Below are 13,874 nucleotides of genomic sequence, written 5' to 3'. Positions count from 1 at the left end.
AGCACCAATAAACCTGTGGGAGCTGGTTTACCAGCTCCCACAGTCGTTTTAGCCAGCGTTAAAGCCATCAGCGCGGAACATAGCGCGAATTCCACGCAGCGCCTGACGAATGCGATCCTGATTTTCAATCAGGGCAAAGCGCACATGGTCGTCACCGTATTCCCCAAAGCCTACCCCCGGTGAAACACAGACCTTGGCATCTGCCAGCAGCTTCTTGGCGAATTCCAGTGAGCCCAGGTGGGCGTAGTGTTCGGGAATCTTGGCCCAGATATACATCGAAGCTTTCGGGTTTTCGACCATCCAGCCCAGTTCGTGCAGCCCTTTGACGATCACGTTACGGCGCTGACGATACTGTTCGGCAATATCCTTCACACATTGCTGGTCACCCTCAAGTGCAGCAATTGCCGCCACTTGCAGCGGGGTAAAGGTGCCGTAGTCGTGGTAACTCTTGATTCGCGCCAGAGCATTGACCAGCTCAGGATTGCCCACCATAAAACCGATACGCCAGCCTGCCATGTTGTAGCTTTTGGACAGTGTGAAGAACTCCACGGCGATGTCCTTGGCGCCCGGTACTTGCATGATCGAAGGCGCTTTCCAGCCGTCATAGACGATATCGGCGTAGGCCAGATCGTGCACAACCAGCACATCATATTGCTTGGCCAGGGCCACCACGCGCTCGAAGAAATCCAGTTCGACACACTGCGCCGTCGGGTTGGACGGGAAGCCCAGGATCATCATTTTCGGTTTGGGGATGGAGCCGCGGATAGCTTTTTCCAGCTCGGCAAAAAAGTCCACGCCGGGGATCAGCGGTACCGAACGCACCTGGGCACCGGCAATCACGGCACCGTAGATATGAATCGGGTAGCTGGGGTTGGGCACCAGCACGGTGTCGCCCTGATCCAGGGTGGCAAGCATCAAGTGCGCCAGGCCTTCCTTGGAGCCGATGGTGACAATGGCTTCGTGCTCGGGATCGATCTCAACGTTATAACGGTCGGCATACCAGCGCGAAATGGCCCGGCGCAGGCGTGGAATTCCCCGCGAAGTCGAGTAGCCGTGAGTGTCTTCACGCTGCGCGACGGTGCAGAGTTTTTCGACGATGTGGGGAGGTGTCGGGCCGTCAGGGTTACCCATGCTGAAGTCGATGATGTCTTCGCCACGACGACGGGCGGCCATCTTCAGCTCGGCAGTGATATTGAAAACATAGGGGGGGAGTCGATCTATGCGCGCAAAGCGTCGCGGCGAACCTTGGTCTGCCATGTGTGCCTCTGATACGTAAGCGCCCGGAACCGTCCGAGCGACGTTGACCACTGCGGTGGTCTGGACGAAACAATACGGGCGCTGATGACCTTTTGTCTAGGTGCTGTCAGCGTCTATTTTTCGCTGATCCGACCTGTATGTGGTTTTGTTCCTATACTCAGATGCTAGGTTTCCTACTTCCTCCATCGAGCATGCCCCATGGACCAACTAAAAAAGTTCGAGCTGTCAGCGCCGCGATTTGCCAAAGGCCAGTTTCAATTGATCGCGGGTTTGGGTGGCCGTTTCACTGAGGAGAGCGTTGATCGAATCCCGCTGTTATGGGAAAAATTCATTCCCGAAATCGGCAAAGTACCAAGCCAAATTGGCGATGAAACCTACGGTGTTTGTTGTAATCCTGATGGCGAGGGTGGTTTTGAATACATTGCTGGCGTGGCTATCAGCAAGCTTGATGATCTGCCTGAGCGGTATCGCTGGATTGAACTGCAGGAGCAGTCTTACGCGGTCTTTGAGCATCACGGGGCATTGGACACGCTTGGTCAGACCTTTCAGGCGATCTGGAAAGACTGGTTGCCAAATTCGGGCTACCAAGCCGCTGATGCGCCCGAGTTCGAGCGCTACAGCGCAGACTTCAATGCGGACACCGGTACGGGGCTGCTGGAAATCTGGCTGCCGATCAAAAAGCCTGCTTAGCTTGCCTGCAACTGCAGGGGCAGCATGGGGGCCAGCGACAGCACCAACCGTCGCTCACCACGATAGGCCTCGCCTTGCTCGACCCAGCCCTGGCTCAGATAAAAAGCCATGGCGCTGGTATTGAACGGGCTGACCGAGAGCATCAATTGGCGAATCTCGGGCCATATCTGTTCAATGGCCCTGGCCAGCTCGCGCAAACAGGCCTTGCCCAATCCCTGGCCCTGAGCACGGCTGTCGACCTGTAGTGCGTGCAAGGTGGCGCAGCCCGGCTCAGCCCAGTGGGCCAGAAGCGGCTCGCGCTTGAGAAGCAAAAATGCCACTGGCAACTCGTCGTTGAGCAGCACCAGCCCTTTGATGCCCGCCTGCGGCTGGACCGGCAACGAGTGCAGGGCAGACTCGATGGTGCCGCAAAAAGCAATCTGCTCAGGGCGAACTTCTATCTCGCGCAGTTGCTCGCGCTGGCGGGGTGTCAGGTCTTCATAAGCGCATAGGCGGGTGTTCATGTCGGGGTTCTATCGAGGCGCAATAGGAGGCATCTGACAGGCAGTGTCAGTAGCCGCTGAACAGCGCGTCAGTTTCTACCCATCACGGTTCTAAATACAGATTTATTCTTGGGTCAGCGCCCGGTGCCGGACTTGCGGCGTAGAGAGGGCAGCAACATGCCGACGTTTTTTTGATAAACCCGGTACTTGTCTCCAAACAGCTCAACCAGATCTTTCTCTTCCAGTTGGGTGCCGATCAGAATGTAAAGGGTGCTTGTCAGTGCAAACACCAGGTGCCCGACACTCATCTCGGGCGTTACCCAGAAAGCGATCAGGAATCCCAGATACAACGGGTGACGCACGAGCTTGTAGAGCGCGGGGGTTCTGAATGCGTTGTTTACGGGTTTTGGTTGGCGCAGGGTGTCCAAGGGCTGTTTGACGCCAAACAATTCGAAGTGGCTGATCATGAAAGAGGCCAGCAGCACCAACCCCCATCCGAACCAGTACAGCGTGACAAGTAACCCCGCAAACAAGGGCGACTGTACACTCCAGACACTGATATCGATCGGCTGCCACAGCCAGCATATAAGCGCCAGCACCGCACTGGAGGCCAGGACATAAGTGGCTCGTTCAATAACTGGCGGTATGACATGACACCACCTGCGCTTGAAGCTTTTGCGCGCCATGATGCTGTGTTGCAGGGCAAATACGGTGATCAGCAGCACATCGACCACAAGCGCCCAGGGCCATGCCAGGCCTGGCCCCGAATCGATACTTTTCGGGACGGCGACATTCCCCAGAAAACCTATCAGATAAACAAATGTCAGTAGAAAAAACAGATAGCTGAACAGGCTATAGAGCAGCGCTGCGAGTTTTTCAGTACGGCTGGTTGAACGCGGTTTCAGCTCAATTTTGGTGTGCATGAACGACTCCTTTCGAACATGGCGAAATTTCAATTAAAACGTCTACAGCCAGTACCTTAGCCCCTATATGGCAAATGGCTAGCGTCGCGGCCGGGCGGTCATAAGATGTCGTCTCACATACCAGTCGAGGGCGTCAGAGCATCAGGGCAGCGCCATGCTGAAGGTGAAGACTGTGCCTTGGTCCTGGTCCGAGGTGACTTCCATATGGCCGCCGTGGGACAGGGCGATCTGGCTGGCAATATACAGCCCAAGGCCAAGTCCGGCCTGGGGAGTGTCGGTGGCCGGGCGTGAGTAGGGTTTGAACAAATGCGGCAGTTGTTCGGCCGGGATGGGCTCGCCCTGGTTGCAGATCCTCAGGGTGAATACCCCATTGAGTACCAGTGCCGAGATGTCAACGGGCCCGTCGGGGCAGCCATGGGTGATGGCATTGGTCAACAGGTTGGAGAGCAGTTGGGCCAGGCGGCCGCTGTCACAGCGGATGCCCTCAAGTGGCCCTATGTCTGAGCGGATGGAACGTTGCGCATGAACGTTTTGCAGTTCCGAGATGACATGGATGAAGACCTGGTCGAGATCGGGGCACTCGCGCAGCGTCAGCGGGATGCCGCTACCGAGCCGTCCGCGGGCAAAGTCCATAACGTCCTCAACCAGCTGCGAGGCACGGTTGCCGCAGCTCAGGATATGCTTGACCAGGACATCGGTGGAGGGGTCTGGGTGCACCCGTAGCAAGCGCTCTGCGGCTGTGGTGATGGCGAATAACGGGTTGCGCAGGTCATGGCCTATAACAGCGATAAATTGCTCGCGCAGCTCTGCGGTTTCACGCTCCTGCTCCAACGCGGTTTCTGTACGTTGCAGGTTTTCTTCGGCGTCAATTTGCAGCGACAGCAGGCGTGCGAATGACTCCATTGTGGACTGGATCGTACTGTTCCTGAGGCTTGCAGGCTCGGGGTCGAGTGCGCACAGGGTGCCGAAAAAACTACCGTCAGTGCGCCATACCGGAATCGTGATGTAGCTTTCGAAGCGATAAATCCGCGGCGTGTGATGGTGTTGGTACAGCGGATCGGCGCTGGCTTTATCAATGATGATCGGCAGGTGCGAGTTCATGTTTTCAAAGCACAGGGTGCTGACCAGGTCCAGCTCGCCACCGGACTGCAAACCGAAACCCAGCTTGTCGAGTACCGCGCAGGCGGTCCAGGTGGTCTGGGTGACACGGGCAACGGCAGCAAAGCGCATACCGGTCATTTCCGTAATCACCTGCAACATTGCAGGTACGGCACTGATCCGGTTAATTGTCGCGATATCGTCAGCCGTGCCGTGCGTCATGGTAAAAGCTCGAGCTCAAAAAGATGATTCTAGCCAGAACACTTGAGCGCGGCACTTATTCCTAAGCAAGCGCTAAATAAAAAGGCCGCGCCACCCATGAAGAGTGGCGCAGCCTTTTATTCAAATCAACTCAGGTGTCTTGTTTGTCTTGCAGCACTTCGCCGGTTTTTGCGTCGAGATCTACGTCCCATTTGATGCCTTTGGTATCGCGCAATTCAACTTCATACACCAGCTTGCCGTAGGAGTGATCAAGCTCGGTATCGAGAATGGTCGCGCCAGGGTGTTTGTCCAGTGCTGCTTGATTCAACTTTTCAAACGAGGTGATTTCACCCGATTTGATCAGGCCCGGGATATGGTCCGGGCGTACATCGGCCTGAGCAATACCGGCAGTCAGAGCCAGGGCAACAGTTGCAAATACCAGATTAAGTTTTTTCATGTTGAGTCCCTTTGGGTTGATCTGTTCAAGTGGGATCAGATTAACCGGCGCAACTTAACTCACCCTTAATTTTCGCCCCTTGCCGGCTTGCAGGTTTAAAAGCCATTTTTCTCCAGCAACTGATTGACGCTTTGTGGCACCGGGCGCTGGTAATACGTGAGCAACTCGCTGGCGCGGTTGGTGAAGATGCCGTCGACATCTGCGTCCATTGCCTTTTTGAAGTCAACGGGGGCATCGAGGGTGTAAACATGTACCAGCATGCCCCGGTCATGGGCGGCGCTGTTCATCCAGGGCTGGATCAGGTCGAAGTAGCTCTGGTCACCCCCGTGGGTCAAGGCTGCCGAAGGGCCTGTACCGATGGCACCGTTGGCCTTGGCAAAGTCGAGCCACTGGATGAACTCGGCTTTGTCCTTGGGTTGCTGTTTGGCGTAGTACGCGGCTTTATCCTTTTCGCCGGAGTCGGCGAAACTGACTGAGGTGCTGGGCTTCATGCCGCCTTCACCTACCCATAACAGCAGGATCTTCGGCGTGTCGGGCATTTCTTTTTGCAGCAGCTCAAGGCTGTTTTTGTCGAAGGTTTGCAACATGACCCGGCCTTTGCCCTGGCCGACCAGTGGTTTGCCTTCCGCCTCTGCCGAGGCAACGGGCTCAAGCCAGCCGCGTTCGCTCAACTTGTTTTTCAGATCGTGTTCAAGGCCCGGGAACTGCCTGGGCTCTTTGGTTTCGATGTAGAGGCCCGGTTTGTACTGTGGATTGCCCTGGGCGATATCGATAATTTCGTCCAGGGTCAGGATCGGCAGCCCGACATAGGACGGGCGCGCGCGATCCGGATAAGCCTGGTTGAACCAACTGCCAGCATCCAGGGTTTTAAGCTCGGCCAGGGTAAAGGCGCTGGCCGGGCTGTCCTTGCGTTGCGGAAACTTTTTGGCGACGTCAGTGGTGCGCAACAGGCTGTTGTCATGCAGCGCAAACAGAACGCCGTCCTTGCTGCGTTGCAGGTCCATTTCCAGATAGTCAGCCCCCAGATCCCTGGCAAGGGTGTAGGCGGCAGCGGTTGATTCCGGAGCATCGAAGGACGCACCGCGATGGGCGATCACCGCCGGGCGCGGTATGCCGTGAGCGTTGGCCAGTGCCGCCTCGGTCGCATTGGATGCGCCAGCATTCTGTACGCCACCCAAGCCCAGGAGCAGGCTCAGCAGCAGGGCGTTTTTGCCAAAAGTGTCAGGCATTGGTTGAGTTCCTTTCAATCAGAAAAACAGAGGGTGTTTTTTAGCGGTTTTTCGTGAAGATGTGCAGTATTCTTGGCCACATCAACGTCCCCGGCAGAGGGGCAGGCAATCGAACTTGCGTGTAAACCACCGTCCCGGAGCCTTTCAGGCTCATCAGTGAGGTTTACCATGCGTATCACTTCGCAACTCATCTGTCAGGCCGCTGACCTACTTAGCGGCTTTGTTGGTTTCAATCGTAAGACAGGCCAGCACATTGTCCGTTTCAGTGAAGATTCATTTGGAATGGATGTCGCCGACGACAACATCACGCCCACCAGCGAGTTTGTCTGGCAGGCCGATGGTGCTGGCACCATGACTCTCAAGCGCGAGTTGATTCAGTTGTTGCTGGATCAGAATATCGATGACCGCCTGAACATCACCGAGCCCTTGAGGGTGTATATGCAGCGCCAGGATGTGCCCGAGATTTCGGCCTTGCGTCGCTGCATCAGTTGAATAGCGCTGCCCGGGCCCTGTTTCTATACCGGATCATTGCTCAGCTGTGATTCAGCAAGGGTGTCTGCTGCGCCAACACTGATTTTGTTGCGCCCCGTATTCTTTGCGATATATAGCGCTTTGTCTGCCTCGTTCAGCCACGTGCTGGCCTGGAGGAGTTCGGGGCGGCAAGTGGCAAGCCCGATACTCAGGCTAACGCACAGGCCGGGCTCGTCGGCGTGTTGATAGTTGTCAATCACGTGGCGCAGCCGTTCCATGATTTCCCGGGCCTGGTCCAGGGTGCGATTGGGCAGGATGACGCAGAATTCATCACCGCCGTAGCGGCCTGCAAGGTCTTCAGTGCGCAAATTGTCCTTGAGCTCCTTGCTGAGCTGGCGCAATACACTGTCGCCGACAATATGCCCGTAGGTGTCGTTGATCTGTTTGAAGTGATCGATATCAATCAGCGCCAGAGTCGCCGGAGAATTGCGCTCCAGACTTTGCTGGAAACTGAGTTGCAGCAGGTCTTTCCATGAGCCGTGATTAAGCAGCCCGGTCAGGCTATCGGTGCGGCTGAGGGTACTGAGGGTGCGTTTATGCTCGGCCAGGGTGATTGCCAGACCATAGCTGACCATGCCTACAGCAAAAGGGTAAAGAATCAGCACGGGTACGCAGGCATAGACCTGCAGGCTGGTGGTATGGGGTGTAAACGCAAAGCCGAACAGCAGCAACGCGACCAGGGCGCCTGCCAGCTGCGCCAGCGCTCCGCGAACCAGCAGTTTTGGCCCTCCGGCAGCCACGTTGTGCATGGTCATCATCGACACGATGATCACCGTAGGCAGCGGATTGAACTCGATAGCCGCCGCCCAAAACCCTCCGCACATGGAATCAATCAAAATATTTCGACGTTCAGCCCGGTAGGGATAGGTTGCACGCGATGACAATTGATAGGCCAGGTGAGGCCATACGAACGCGTTTAGCAGCAGTAGTGGCCAAACCCATATGGATCTGTCGAGGGGGTAGAGGGCGGCCATTAGCCCGATACTGCCAAACCCTGAGCCAATCACTCGCGGCGCATAAATACGCTTGGCGAACGACAACCCTTTGCCTCTTTTATTGTCCATGTCTATCTGCGCAAGATGTGCGGGCGGAGTTTCTGGCAACTGCCGGGTACTGCATTATCGATTGTTGGCTGGTCGGTCAGCCTTGTCGAGAATACACCCCATCTGTTCCGAAAATTCTGAAACAGTTATGGGGACTAGATTAGCTTATTAAGTCGAGGGCAAGCTGCGGCGCAGAAGGATGCCAGTAGAATGTCGATCATCCTCTAACAGGCCTGTAAACAGAGTATTAATCACTTTTGACTGGAGCCTTCAAGCCATGGCACTCGACTCAAGCAGTGCAGAGGGGCCTAAGCCCGCTGAGCGTCATAAAGGTGCATTTCAAAATGCTGGCGTCAGGCCGCCTTCCAGTATCGGCAAAACCTTGGGCATTTTTTGGAGAATGATATTCCAAAAGCCTGCGAGCACTCGCCCTGCAGGTGTGATCCCGGTCAAACCGCTGACCCGTGAGCAATTGGACGAGGCTGCGGATTTCAGTGTGTACCGGTTGGGTCACTCGACTCTGCTGCTCAAGCTTAAGGGAAAGTACTGGTTGACCGACCCGGTCTATGCTGAGCGTGCATCGCCGTTCCAGTGGGCTGGCCCCAAGCGCTTCCATGCGCCGCCCATCAGCCTTGATGAGCTCCCGCCACTGGAAGCAGTGATTCTTTCCCACAATCATTACGATCACCTGGACCAAAAAACCGTATTGCAACTGGCCGCCAAAACACAGCAGTTTTTGGCGCCGCTGGGTGTGGGCGACTTGCTGGTCAAATGGGGAGTACCAGCCAGCAAGGTTCAGCAACTGGATTGGTGGCAGGGCACCCAACTTGCAGGTATCCGCTTTATCGCGACTCCTTCCCAGCACTTTTCAGGCCGCGGCCTGTTTGATCATAACCAGACGCTTTGGGCATCCTGGGTCATGATCATTGATGACGTGCGAATCTTCTTCAGTGGAGACTCAGGTTACTTCGACGGTTTCAAGCTGATCGGCGAGCAGTTTGGGCCATTTGATCTGACCCTGATGGAGACGGGTGCCTACAACACCGACTGGCCCGATGTGCATATGCAGCCCGAACACAGCCTGCAAGCGCACAACGACCTCAACGGGCGTTGGTTGTTACCTATTCACAACGGCACCTTTGATCTGGCTTTTCATGCCTGGTTCGAGCCGTTTGAGCGCATTGTGGCGTTGGCAGAGCAACGCAAAGTGCTGATTACAACGCCACAAATGGGTGAGGCTTTCAATCTGCTAACCCCTCACCGGGGCCGTGCCTGGTGGCTTGAGGTAGAAACCCCAGGGCAATAGGGCCGTATTTCACTCGATCAGAGCAAAATCTTCGCGCCCCATCGGGTCTGGTGTTGTGCCGCGAACATTTCCCCCGCGACCGGGGGTAAAGCCGGGAAAGAACACCAGGCCCTGCGCCTCAAGGCTATAGGCCAGGGCCAGCCGGGTTACGTCGCGAACGGGGGCTTGTGACTCGAAGCGTTCAATGGCCGAGACTGAAACCCCGGACTGCTCACTCAGGTACTCGCGATTCCAGCCCAGCATTTCGCGGGCCTGCGAGCAGTGCAGCGGGGTAAATTGATTGATGACGATACGTTCAAACGTACTGCGCGTGGCTGAATGAGGCATGGGTTTCTCCAGGGCTGAGTCAGTGCTTGAAAATGTACTGTGTTTTTATACAGCTATCTTGGTGCCGGAACAAACTCATTTTTTGATAAGTGCCGAGGGGCGAAATCTGTTGTCTGGCTGCATTTTTATGAGCTTTTGCGCGAAGAGCATGGGTCGAAAATTTCGATAGTGGGGTGTGTGTAATCTTTTCGCGGAAAACGCCCATGTTGCTCACGTCATCGCGGGGGCACGGTTAGCAGAGCTTTCTTCGTTGAAATCAGAAACGTCCTAACTCTTTTATTTTAAATAAGCTTAAGACTGGTTCCCATATCAGGGATGTCCCAGTGCTTAGCCTGCACATTGACGCTATCAAAATATAATGCCCATAAAGTTTGCACACTTGTAACTGTTGTAGCAGCCATCACCTTCTACGAAGACACCCACGTTGTGTTCAGGGTGGGAGCCTTGCGGCGAAAATCAGTAATAAGTCAGTTGCAAAAGGTATCTGGGGTTTTCTCTGTCGCTGGGTGTGTGCGGTTAATGTAAAAGAGAACTTTTAAACAGTTTTTCAGTAGTCGGATGATGACTGTTTAAACGTTTACCCTTATCTGCAAGAACGGTATAAAAAAGATGATGGAAGCCATAGGTGAGCCCACCAACAGTATCAATCAACTCCTGTATTTGCTGTATGGCGGCAAAGAAGTTTATCGGCTTGAAGCAAAATTCAGTATTTTGTCGGCGTTGCGCTACAGAAAAGATCCGGCTGACTTTACGATCACACTGATGACTGATCAGCCTGAGGCATTTGATGGCTGGCCTGTGAGCGTGTTGCCTCTGAGCGTTGAGGTGCTGGACGCCTGGCAAGGGGCAGGCGGTTATTATCACCGGCGTAAGGCTTACGCTATCCAGGCGGGCGTTGCGCTGTCTGGCAAAACCATTTTCGTTGATACCGATACGGTTTTTTTCAAAGACCCGGCCCAGTTGTTTAAACGGGTCTCTGACAATCATTTTTTGATGGATAAGTTTGAGTTGAGCTGGGCAGATGCTTCCCGGCGTCTGGGGTTTCGTAAACTGGTTACACAGCTCGACGCTGAAAATAAAGCCCCCGCACCGTGGTTGAAGCTGTTCAATAGCGGGGTTTGCGGGATGACCAAAACCAACGGTCATATTTTTGAAGGTGTAATTTGTTTGATTGATCAATGGGCTCATCATGGAGCAACACTTCTTACGATTGAGCAAATTGCTATATCGTTTATGCTGCATGGTCGAAAAGTGATTGCGGCCAATGACTGCATTAATCATTACTTCTCGGTGAAGCACTATCACCATGCAATGTACCGGGCTTTTTTTAATAAGCAGGGTGAGGGCTATCGTGAGGGTTTACCGCAAGCATCATTTGCCGTTCCTGACCGTCTTCCCAGGGTCTCGCTGCGTCACCGTTTACAGCTGAGGTGGAAATTGAGGGGGCAATGCAGTACCTCTCGAAAAATTGCCAAACTCTATCTGCTGGGTAAGGCGGGTAGCCAATTACCCTATCTTGAGGCGTGTACGCCTCTTTGGTGGGCTGTAGCCGTTGAAGAACTGAGAAATCTGGAAGCTGCTGGAAAGTCTCACACAAAACTCGCCGCACTATGGCAGGCGGATTCCGGCTTTTTGAGTTTAATAAAGGGTAATTGAAAATTTCGATGCCAATAAAAAGGGCCAACATGGTTGGCCCTTTTTATTTACCCGGTGTGGCTTTAACCAACCCGGTGTATCAATCCCAGCTCAATGCACCGCCGGTTTGGTATTCGATGACCCGTGTTTCGAAGAAGTTTTTCTCTTTCTTCAAATCCATGATTTCGCTCATCCATGGGAACGGGTTAGTCGTGCCCGGGTATTCTTCTTTCAGGCCGATTTGCGACAGGCGGCGGTTGGCGATGAACTTGAGGTAGTCTTCCATCATCGCTGCGTTCATGCCCAATACGCCGCGTGGCATGGTGTCACGTGCGTATTCGATTTCCAGCTGGGTGCCTTGCAGAATCATCTGCGAAGCTTCTTCCTTCATTTCAGCGTCCCACAAGTGCGGGTTTTCGATTTTGATCTGGTTGATCACGTCGATGCCGAAGTTCAGGTGCATGGATTCGTCGCGCAGGATGTACTGGAACTGCTCGGCAACCCCGGTCATTTTGTTGCGACGACCCATCGACAGGATCTGCGTAAAGCCGCAGTAGAAGAAGATGCCTTCCAGAACGCAGTAGTAGGCGATCAGGTTGCGCAGCAGCTCTTTGTCGGTTTCGACAGTACCGGTTTCGAACTTCGGATCAGAGATCGAACGGGTGTATTTCAGGCCCCAGGTAGCTTTTTTAGCAACCGACGGGATCTCGTGGTACATGTTGAAGATCTCGCCTTCATCCATGGCCAGCGATTCGATGCAGTACTGGTAGGCGTGGGTATGGATCGCCTCTTCGAAAGCCTGGCGCAGGATGTACTGGCGGCACTCCGGGTTGGTGATCAGGCGGTATACGGCCAGTACCAGGTTGTTGGCAACCAGGGAGTCGGCAGTCGAGAAGAAGCCCAGGTTGCGCATCACGATGCGGCGCTCGTCGTCGGTCAGGCCTTCCGGGTTTTTCCAGAGGGCGATGTCGGCGGTCATGTTGACTTCTTGCGGCATCCAGTGGTTTGCGCAACCGTCCAGGTATTTCTGCCACGCCCAGTCGTACTTGAACGGTACGAGCTGGTTCAGGTCGGCGCGGCAGTTGATCATCATTTTTTCGTCAACCGCTACACGGGCGGAAGCGCCTTCGAGTTCGGCCAGACCTTCAGCAATGTCGAGGTTGTCCAGCGCGGCTTTGGCACGAATGATCGCGGCCGAGTCGGTAGCCGTGACTGCGCGGGCTTCCTGGGCAGCTACGCCGCCAGCGGCGTCGAGGCGGTCCATGTTGGCTTCGGTTGCGTGGCCTGCGTTGGCGCCTTTAACAGCGACTTCGCCTTCGTCTTCTTTGTCGAATTCGTCCCAGCTCAGCATGACGTGTCGTCTCCTGCGTGAGGGCCTGATAGCTGCGTGAAAACACTTATGGTTTGGTTTTTACGCGGCCATAGGCCACTTGGATCTAAGAAATGTTGCTTGCAGTAGCGTTGTGCTCACGCAAAAACATGAATGTGTACGTTGGCTTGTACCGCTGTCGTTCAGGGAAGGAGGTCGTGCCTGCACTTGCCCTGGGCCTTGAGGCCGTAGCAGCGTGGTTTTTTAGCCCGCGAAGGGGATATGCCAAGCCTTTTTGATGGCCGCAGTATAAGGCTTTTGCACAAGGTATTTCAGCCAGTTTTTTTGCTGGAGATGCGACGAAACGCCCTAAATTTGTCCAGGGCTTAAGCAAGGCTGCGGCTGGGCGAGGGTTTGCCGGGGCAGAAGTTTTTTTGTCATGGGTCTGGGCGACCAAATGACCTGTGGCATGAGCGGGAGGGAAGGGAGATTTGTTGCAAGGCAGACCACGCCCGGCAGCTACCGGGCGTCAGGTCGAAGCGGTGTTAGCTGAGACGATGGCCGTTGGTACGGTCATAGCCGTCTTCAGCAAAGCTGGCCGAGCGGGTGCTGTCATAGCCGTCTTCGGCAAAGCTGGCCGAGCGGGTGCTGTCATAGCCGTCTTCGGCAAAATTGGCCGAGCGGGTGCTGTTGTAGCCATCTTCAGTAAAAGTGGCGGCGTGGGTACGGTCATAACCGTCAGCGGCAAAAGCTGAACTGGCCAGAACAGACAAACTGAAAGCCACTATCAAAGAACGTTTCATTAGATAATTCCCGGGCGATACATGCGCGGCGGGCAACGTTTCAAAGTTATATAAGCGAGGTTGAAAGTTGCAATTAAACACCGCGTTGGTTCGCGTGAATAAGTGAGTTGATTAACGCTGGAATAAATCGCAGATTATTAATCAGCCGTTGGAGCAGCCGTTGCCCATGACACGGTATTCAAGAGTGTGCTGCTTGCCCTGCGAGTCTTCGTAGACCATCTGGGCCGGCACAACTTCGCAAACGCTGGGGATTTCGCTCATGGAAATCACTTTGGCGATGTCCAGTTCGGATGAGTAGGAATACTGTTCGACGGCAGGTTGCGGGTGCGCAGCTTGTGTGTTCACTTCCTCAGCCATGGCGGTCAGACACACACTGCTCAGGGCCAGAACTAACAACGCTTTCATTTCAGAGTTACCTGTTTTAGGTCGAGTGGGGTCACACAGCCCTTGTGAGGCTGTGCGTGAAACTGAGTATTGAAGAGCGACTTAACTTGCCTTCGTGGGGGCTGTAACTTGGGTTAATCGCGGTGCCTTGGTTGGCGAGATGAATTTTAGGCCTGTGCCGTGCGGGCATATAGAGGGA

The 13,874-nt window shown here is 54.6% G+C and carries 15 protein-coding genes; 4 read left to right on the top strand and 11 right to left on the bottom strand.

Annotated features, from left to right (window positions below):
* Positions 1 to 48 precede the first annotated feature (48 nt).
* The gene (gene alaC / locus FHL07_RS11910; protein WP_095003256.1) at positions 49 to 1,257 is read right to left on the bottom strand and encodes an alanine transaminase; all 1,209 of its coding nucleotides are present in this window, start codon (positions 1,255 to 1,257) and stop codon (positions 49 to 51) included.
* Positions 1,258 to 1,455: 198 nt separating this feature from the next.
* On the opposite strand from alaC, the gene FHL07_RS11905 reads away from it, so the two are divergent.
* A complete protein-coding gene (locus tag FHL07_RS11905) occupies positions 1,456 to 1,947 on the top strand; it encodes a GyrI-like domain-containing protein (RefSeq protein ID WP_095019698.1) in 492 nt (163 codons plus the stop codon).
* Here FHL07_RS11905 and FHL07_RS11900 read toward each other — a convergent pair.
* The 5 genes from FHL07_RS11900 to FHL07_RS11880 all read right to left on the bottom strand — a co-directional run bounded on the left by FHL07_RS11900 (position 1,944) and on the right by FHL07_RS11880 (position 6,337).
* Positions 1,944 to 2,450, bottom strand: a complete 507-nt coding sequence (locus FHL07_RS11900; protein ID WP_095019699.1) for a GNAT family N-acetyltransferase — start codon at positions 2,448 to 2,450, stop codon at positions 1,944 to 1,946. The genes FHL07_RS11905 and FHL07_RS11900 overlap by 4 nt on opposite strands.
* Before the next feature lie 113 nt (positions 2,451 to 2,563).
* A complete protein-coding gene (mddA, locus tag FHL07_RS11895) occupies positions 2,564 to 3,352 on the bottom strand; it encodes a methanethiol S-methyltransferase (RefSeq protein ID WP_095019700.1) in 789 nt (262 codons plus the stop codon).
* Between the two features lie 141 nt (positions 3,353 to 3,493).
* A complete protein-coding gene (locus tag FHL07_RS11890) occupies positions 3,494 to 4,672 on the bottom strand; it encodes a GAF domain-containing sensor histidine kinase (RefSeq protein ID WP_138738515.1) in 1,179 nt (392 codons plus the stop codon).
* A 130-nt stretch (positions 4,673 to 4,802) separates the two neighbouring features.
* Positions 4,803 to 5,108 (bottom strand): PepSY domain-containing protein, encoded by a 306-nt coding sequence (locus tag FHL07_RS11885; RefSeq protein ID WP_095003251.1) that lies wholly within the window; start codon positions 5,106 to 5,108, stop codon positions 4,803 to 4,805.
* A gap of 95 nt (positions 5,109 to 5,203) precedes the next feature.
* Positions 5,204 to 6,337, bottom strand: coding sequence for a glycerophosphodiester phosphodiesterase (locus FHL07_RS11880; protein WP_138738514.1), 1,134 nt, complete (start codon positions 6,335 to 6,337; stop codon positions 5,204 to 5,206).
* Between the two features lie 168 nt (positions 6,338 to 6,505).
* Here FHL07_RS11880 and FHL07_RS11875 point away from each other — a divergent pair, with 168 nt between their 5' ends.
* On the top strand, positions 6,506 to 6,829 hold the full coding sequence (locus FHL07_RS11875; RefSeq protein ID WP_095003249.1) for a DUF2025 family protein: 324 nt from the start codon (positions 6,506 to 6,508) through the stop codon (positions 6,827 to 6,829).
* Between the two features lie 23 nt (positions 6,830 to 6,852).
* Here FHL07_RS11875 and FHL07_RS11870 read toward each other — a convergent pair whose 3' ends face one another.
* Entirely contained in the window at positions 6,853 to 7,932 is a 1,080-nt protein-coding gene (locus FHL07_RS11870) for a diguanylate cyclase (protein ID WP_095020862.1), read from the bottom strand.
* A 256-nt stretch (positions 7,933 to 8,188) separates the two neighbouring features.
* On the opposite strand from FHL07_RS11870, the gene FHL07_RS11865 reads away from it, so the two are divergent.
* Positions 8,189 to 9,217 (top strand): MBL fold metallo-hydrolase, encoded by a 1,029-nt coding sequence (locus FHL07_RS11865; protein WP_095003247.1) that lies wholly within the window; start codon positions 8,189 to 8,191, stop codon positions 9,215 to 9,217.
* A gap of 9 nt (positions 9,218 to 9,226) precedes the next feature.
* Here FHL07_RS11865 and FHL07_RS11860 read toward each other — a convergent pair whose 3' ends face one another.
* Positions 9,227 to 9,544 carry a helix-turn-helix domain-containing protein gene (locus FHL07_RS11860; RefSeq protein ID WP_095003246.1) on the bottom strand — a complete coding sequence of 106 codons (318 nt, stop codon included), beginning with the start codon at positions 9,542 to 9,544 and terminating at the stop codon, positions 9,227 to 9,229.
* Positions 9,545 to 10,153: 609 nt separating this feature from the next.
* Here FHL07_RS11860 and FHL07_RS11855 point away from each other — a divergent pair.
* Positions 10,154 to 11,200 (top strand): hypothetical protein, encoded by a 1,047-nt coding sequence (locus FHL07_RS11855; RefSeq protein WP_138738513.1) that lies wholly within the window; start codon positions 10,154 to 10,156, stop codon positions 11,198 to 11,200.
* Positions 11,201 to 11,279: 79 nt separating this feature from the next.
* On the opposite strand, the gene FHL07_RS11850 is transcribed toward FHL07_RS11855, so the two are convergent.
* The 3 genes from FHL07_RS11850 to FHL07_RS11840 all read right to left on the bottom strand — a co-directional run bounded on the left by FHL07_RS11850 (position 11,280) and on the right by FHL07_RS11840 (position 13,696).
* Complete coding sequence (locus FHL07_RS11850) at positions 11,280 to 12,530, bottom strand: ribonucleotide-diphosphate reductase subunit beta (RefSeq protein ID WP_016782118.1); 1,251 nt, start codon at positions 12,528 to 12,530, stop codon at positions 11,280 to 11,282.
* Between the two features lie 503 nt (positions 12,531 to 13,033).
* Positions 13,034 to 13,291 (bottom strand): heme utilization protein, encoded by a 258-nt coding sequence (locus tag FHL07_RS11845; protein ID WP_095019707.1) that lies wholly within the window; start codon positions 13,289 to 13,291, stop codon positions 13,034 to 13,036.
* Between the two features lie 141 nt (positions 13,292 to 13,432).
* Complete coding sequence (locus FHL07_RS11840) at positions 13,433 to 13,696, bottom strand: DUF2790 domain-containing protein (protein WP_095003243.1); 264 nt, start codon at positions 13,694 to 13,696, stop codon at positions 13,433 to 13,435.
* Between the last annotated feature and the right edge of the window lie 178 nt (positions 13,697 to 13,874).

The organism is Pseudomonas sp. FSL W7-0098 (assembly GCF_005930585.1).
Lineage (GTDB): Bacteria > Pseudomonadota > Gammaproteobacteria > Pseudomonadales > Pseudomonadaceae > Aquipseudomonas > Aquipseudomonas bubulae.
The sequence above is the reverse complement of the archived record's forward strand: the minus strand, read 5'-3'. Positions and strand labels throughout refer to the sequence as shown.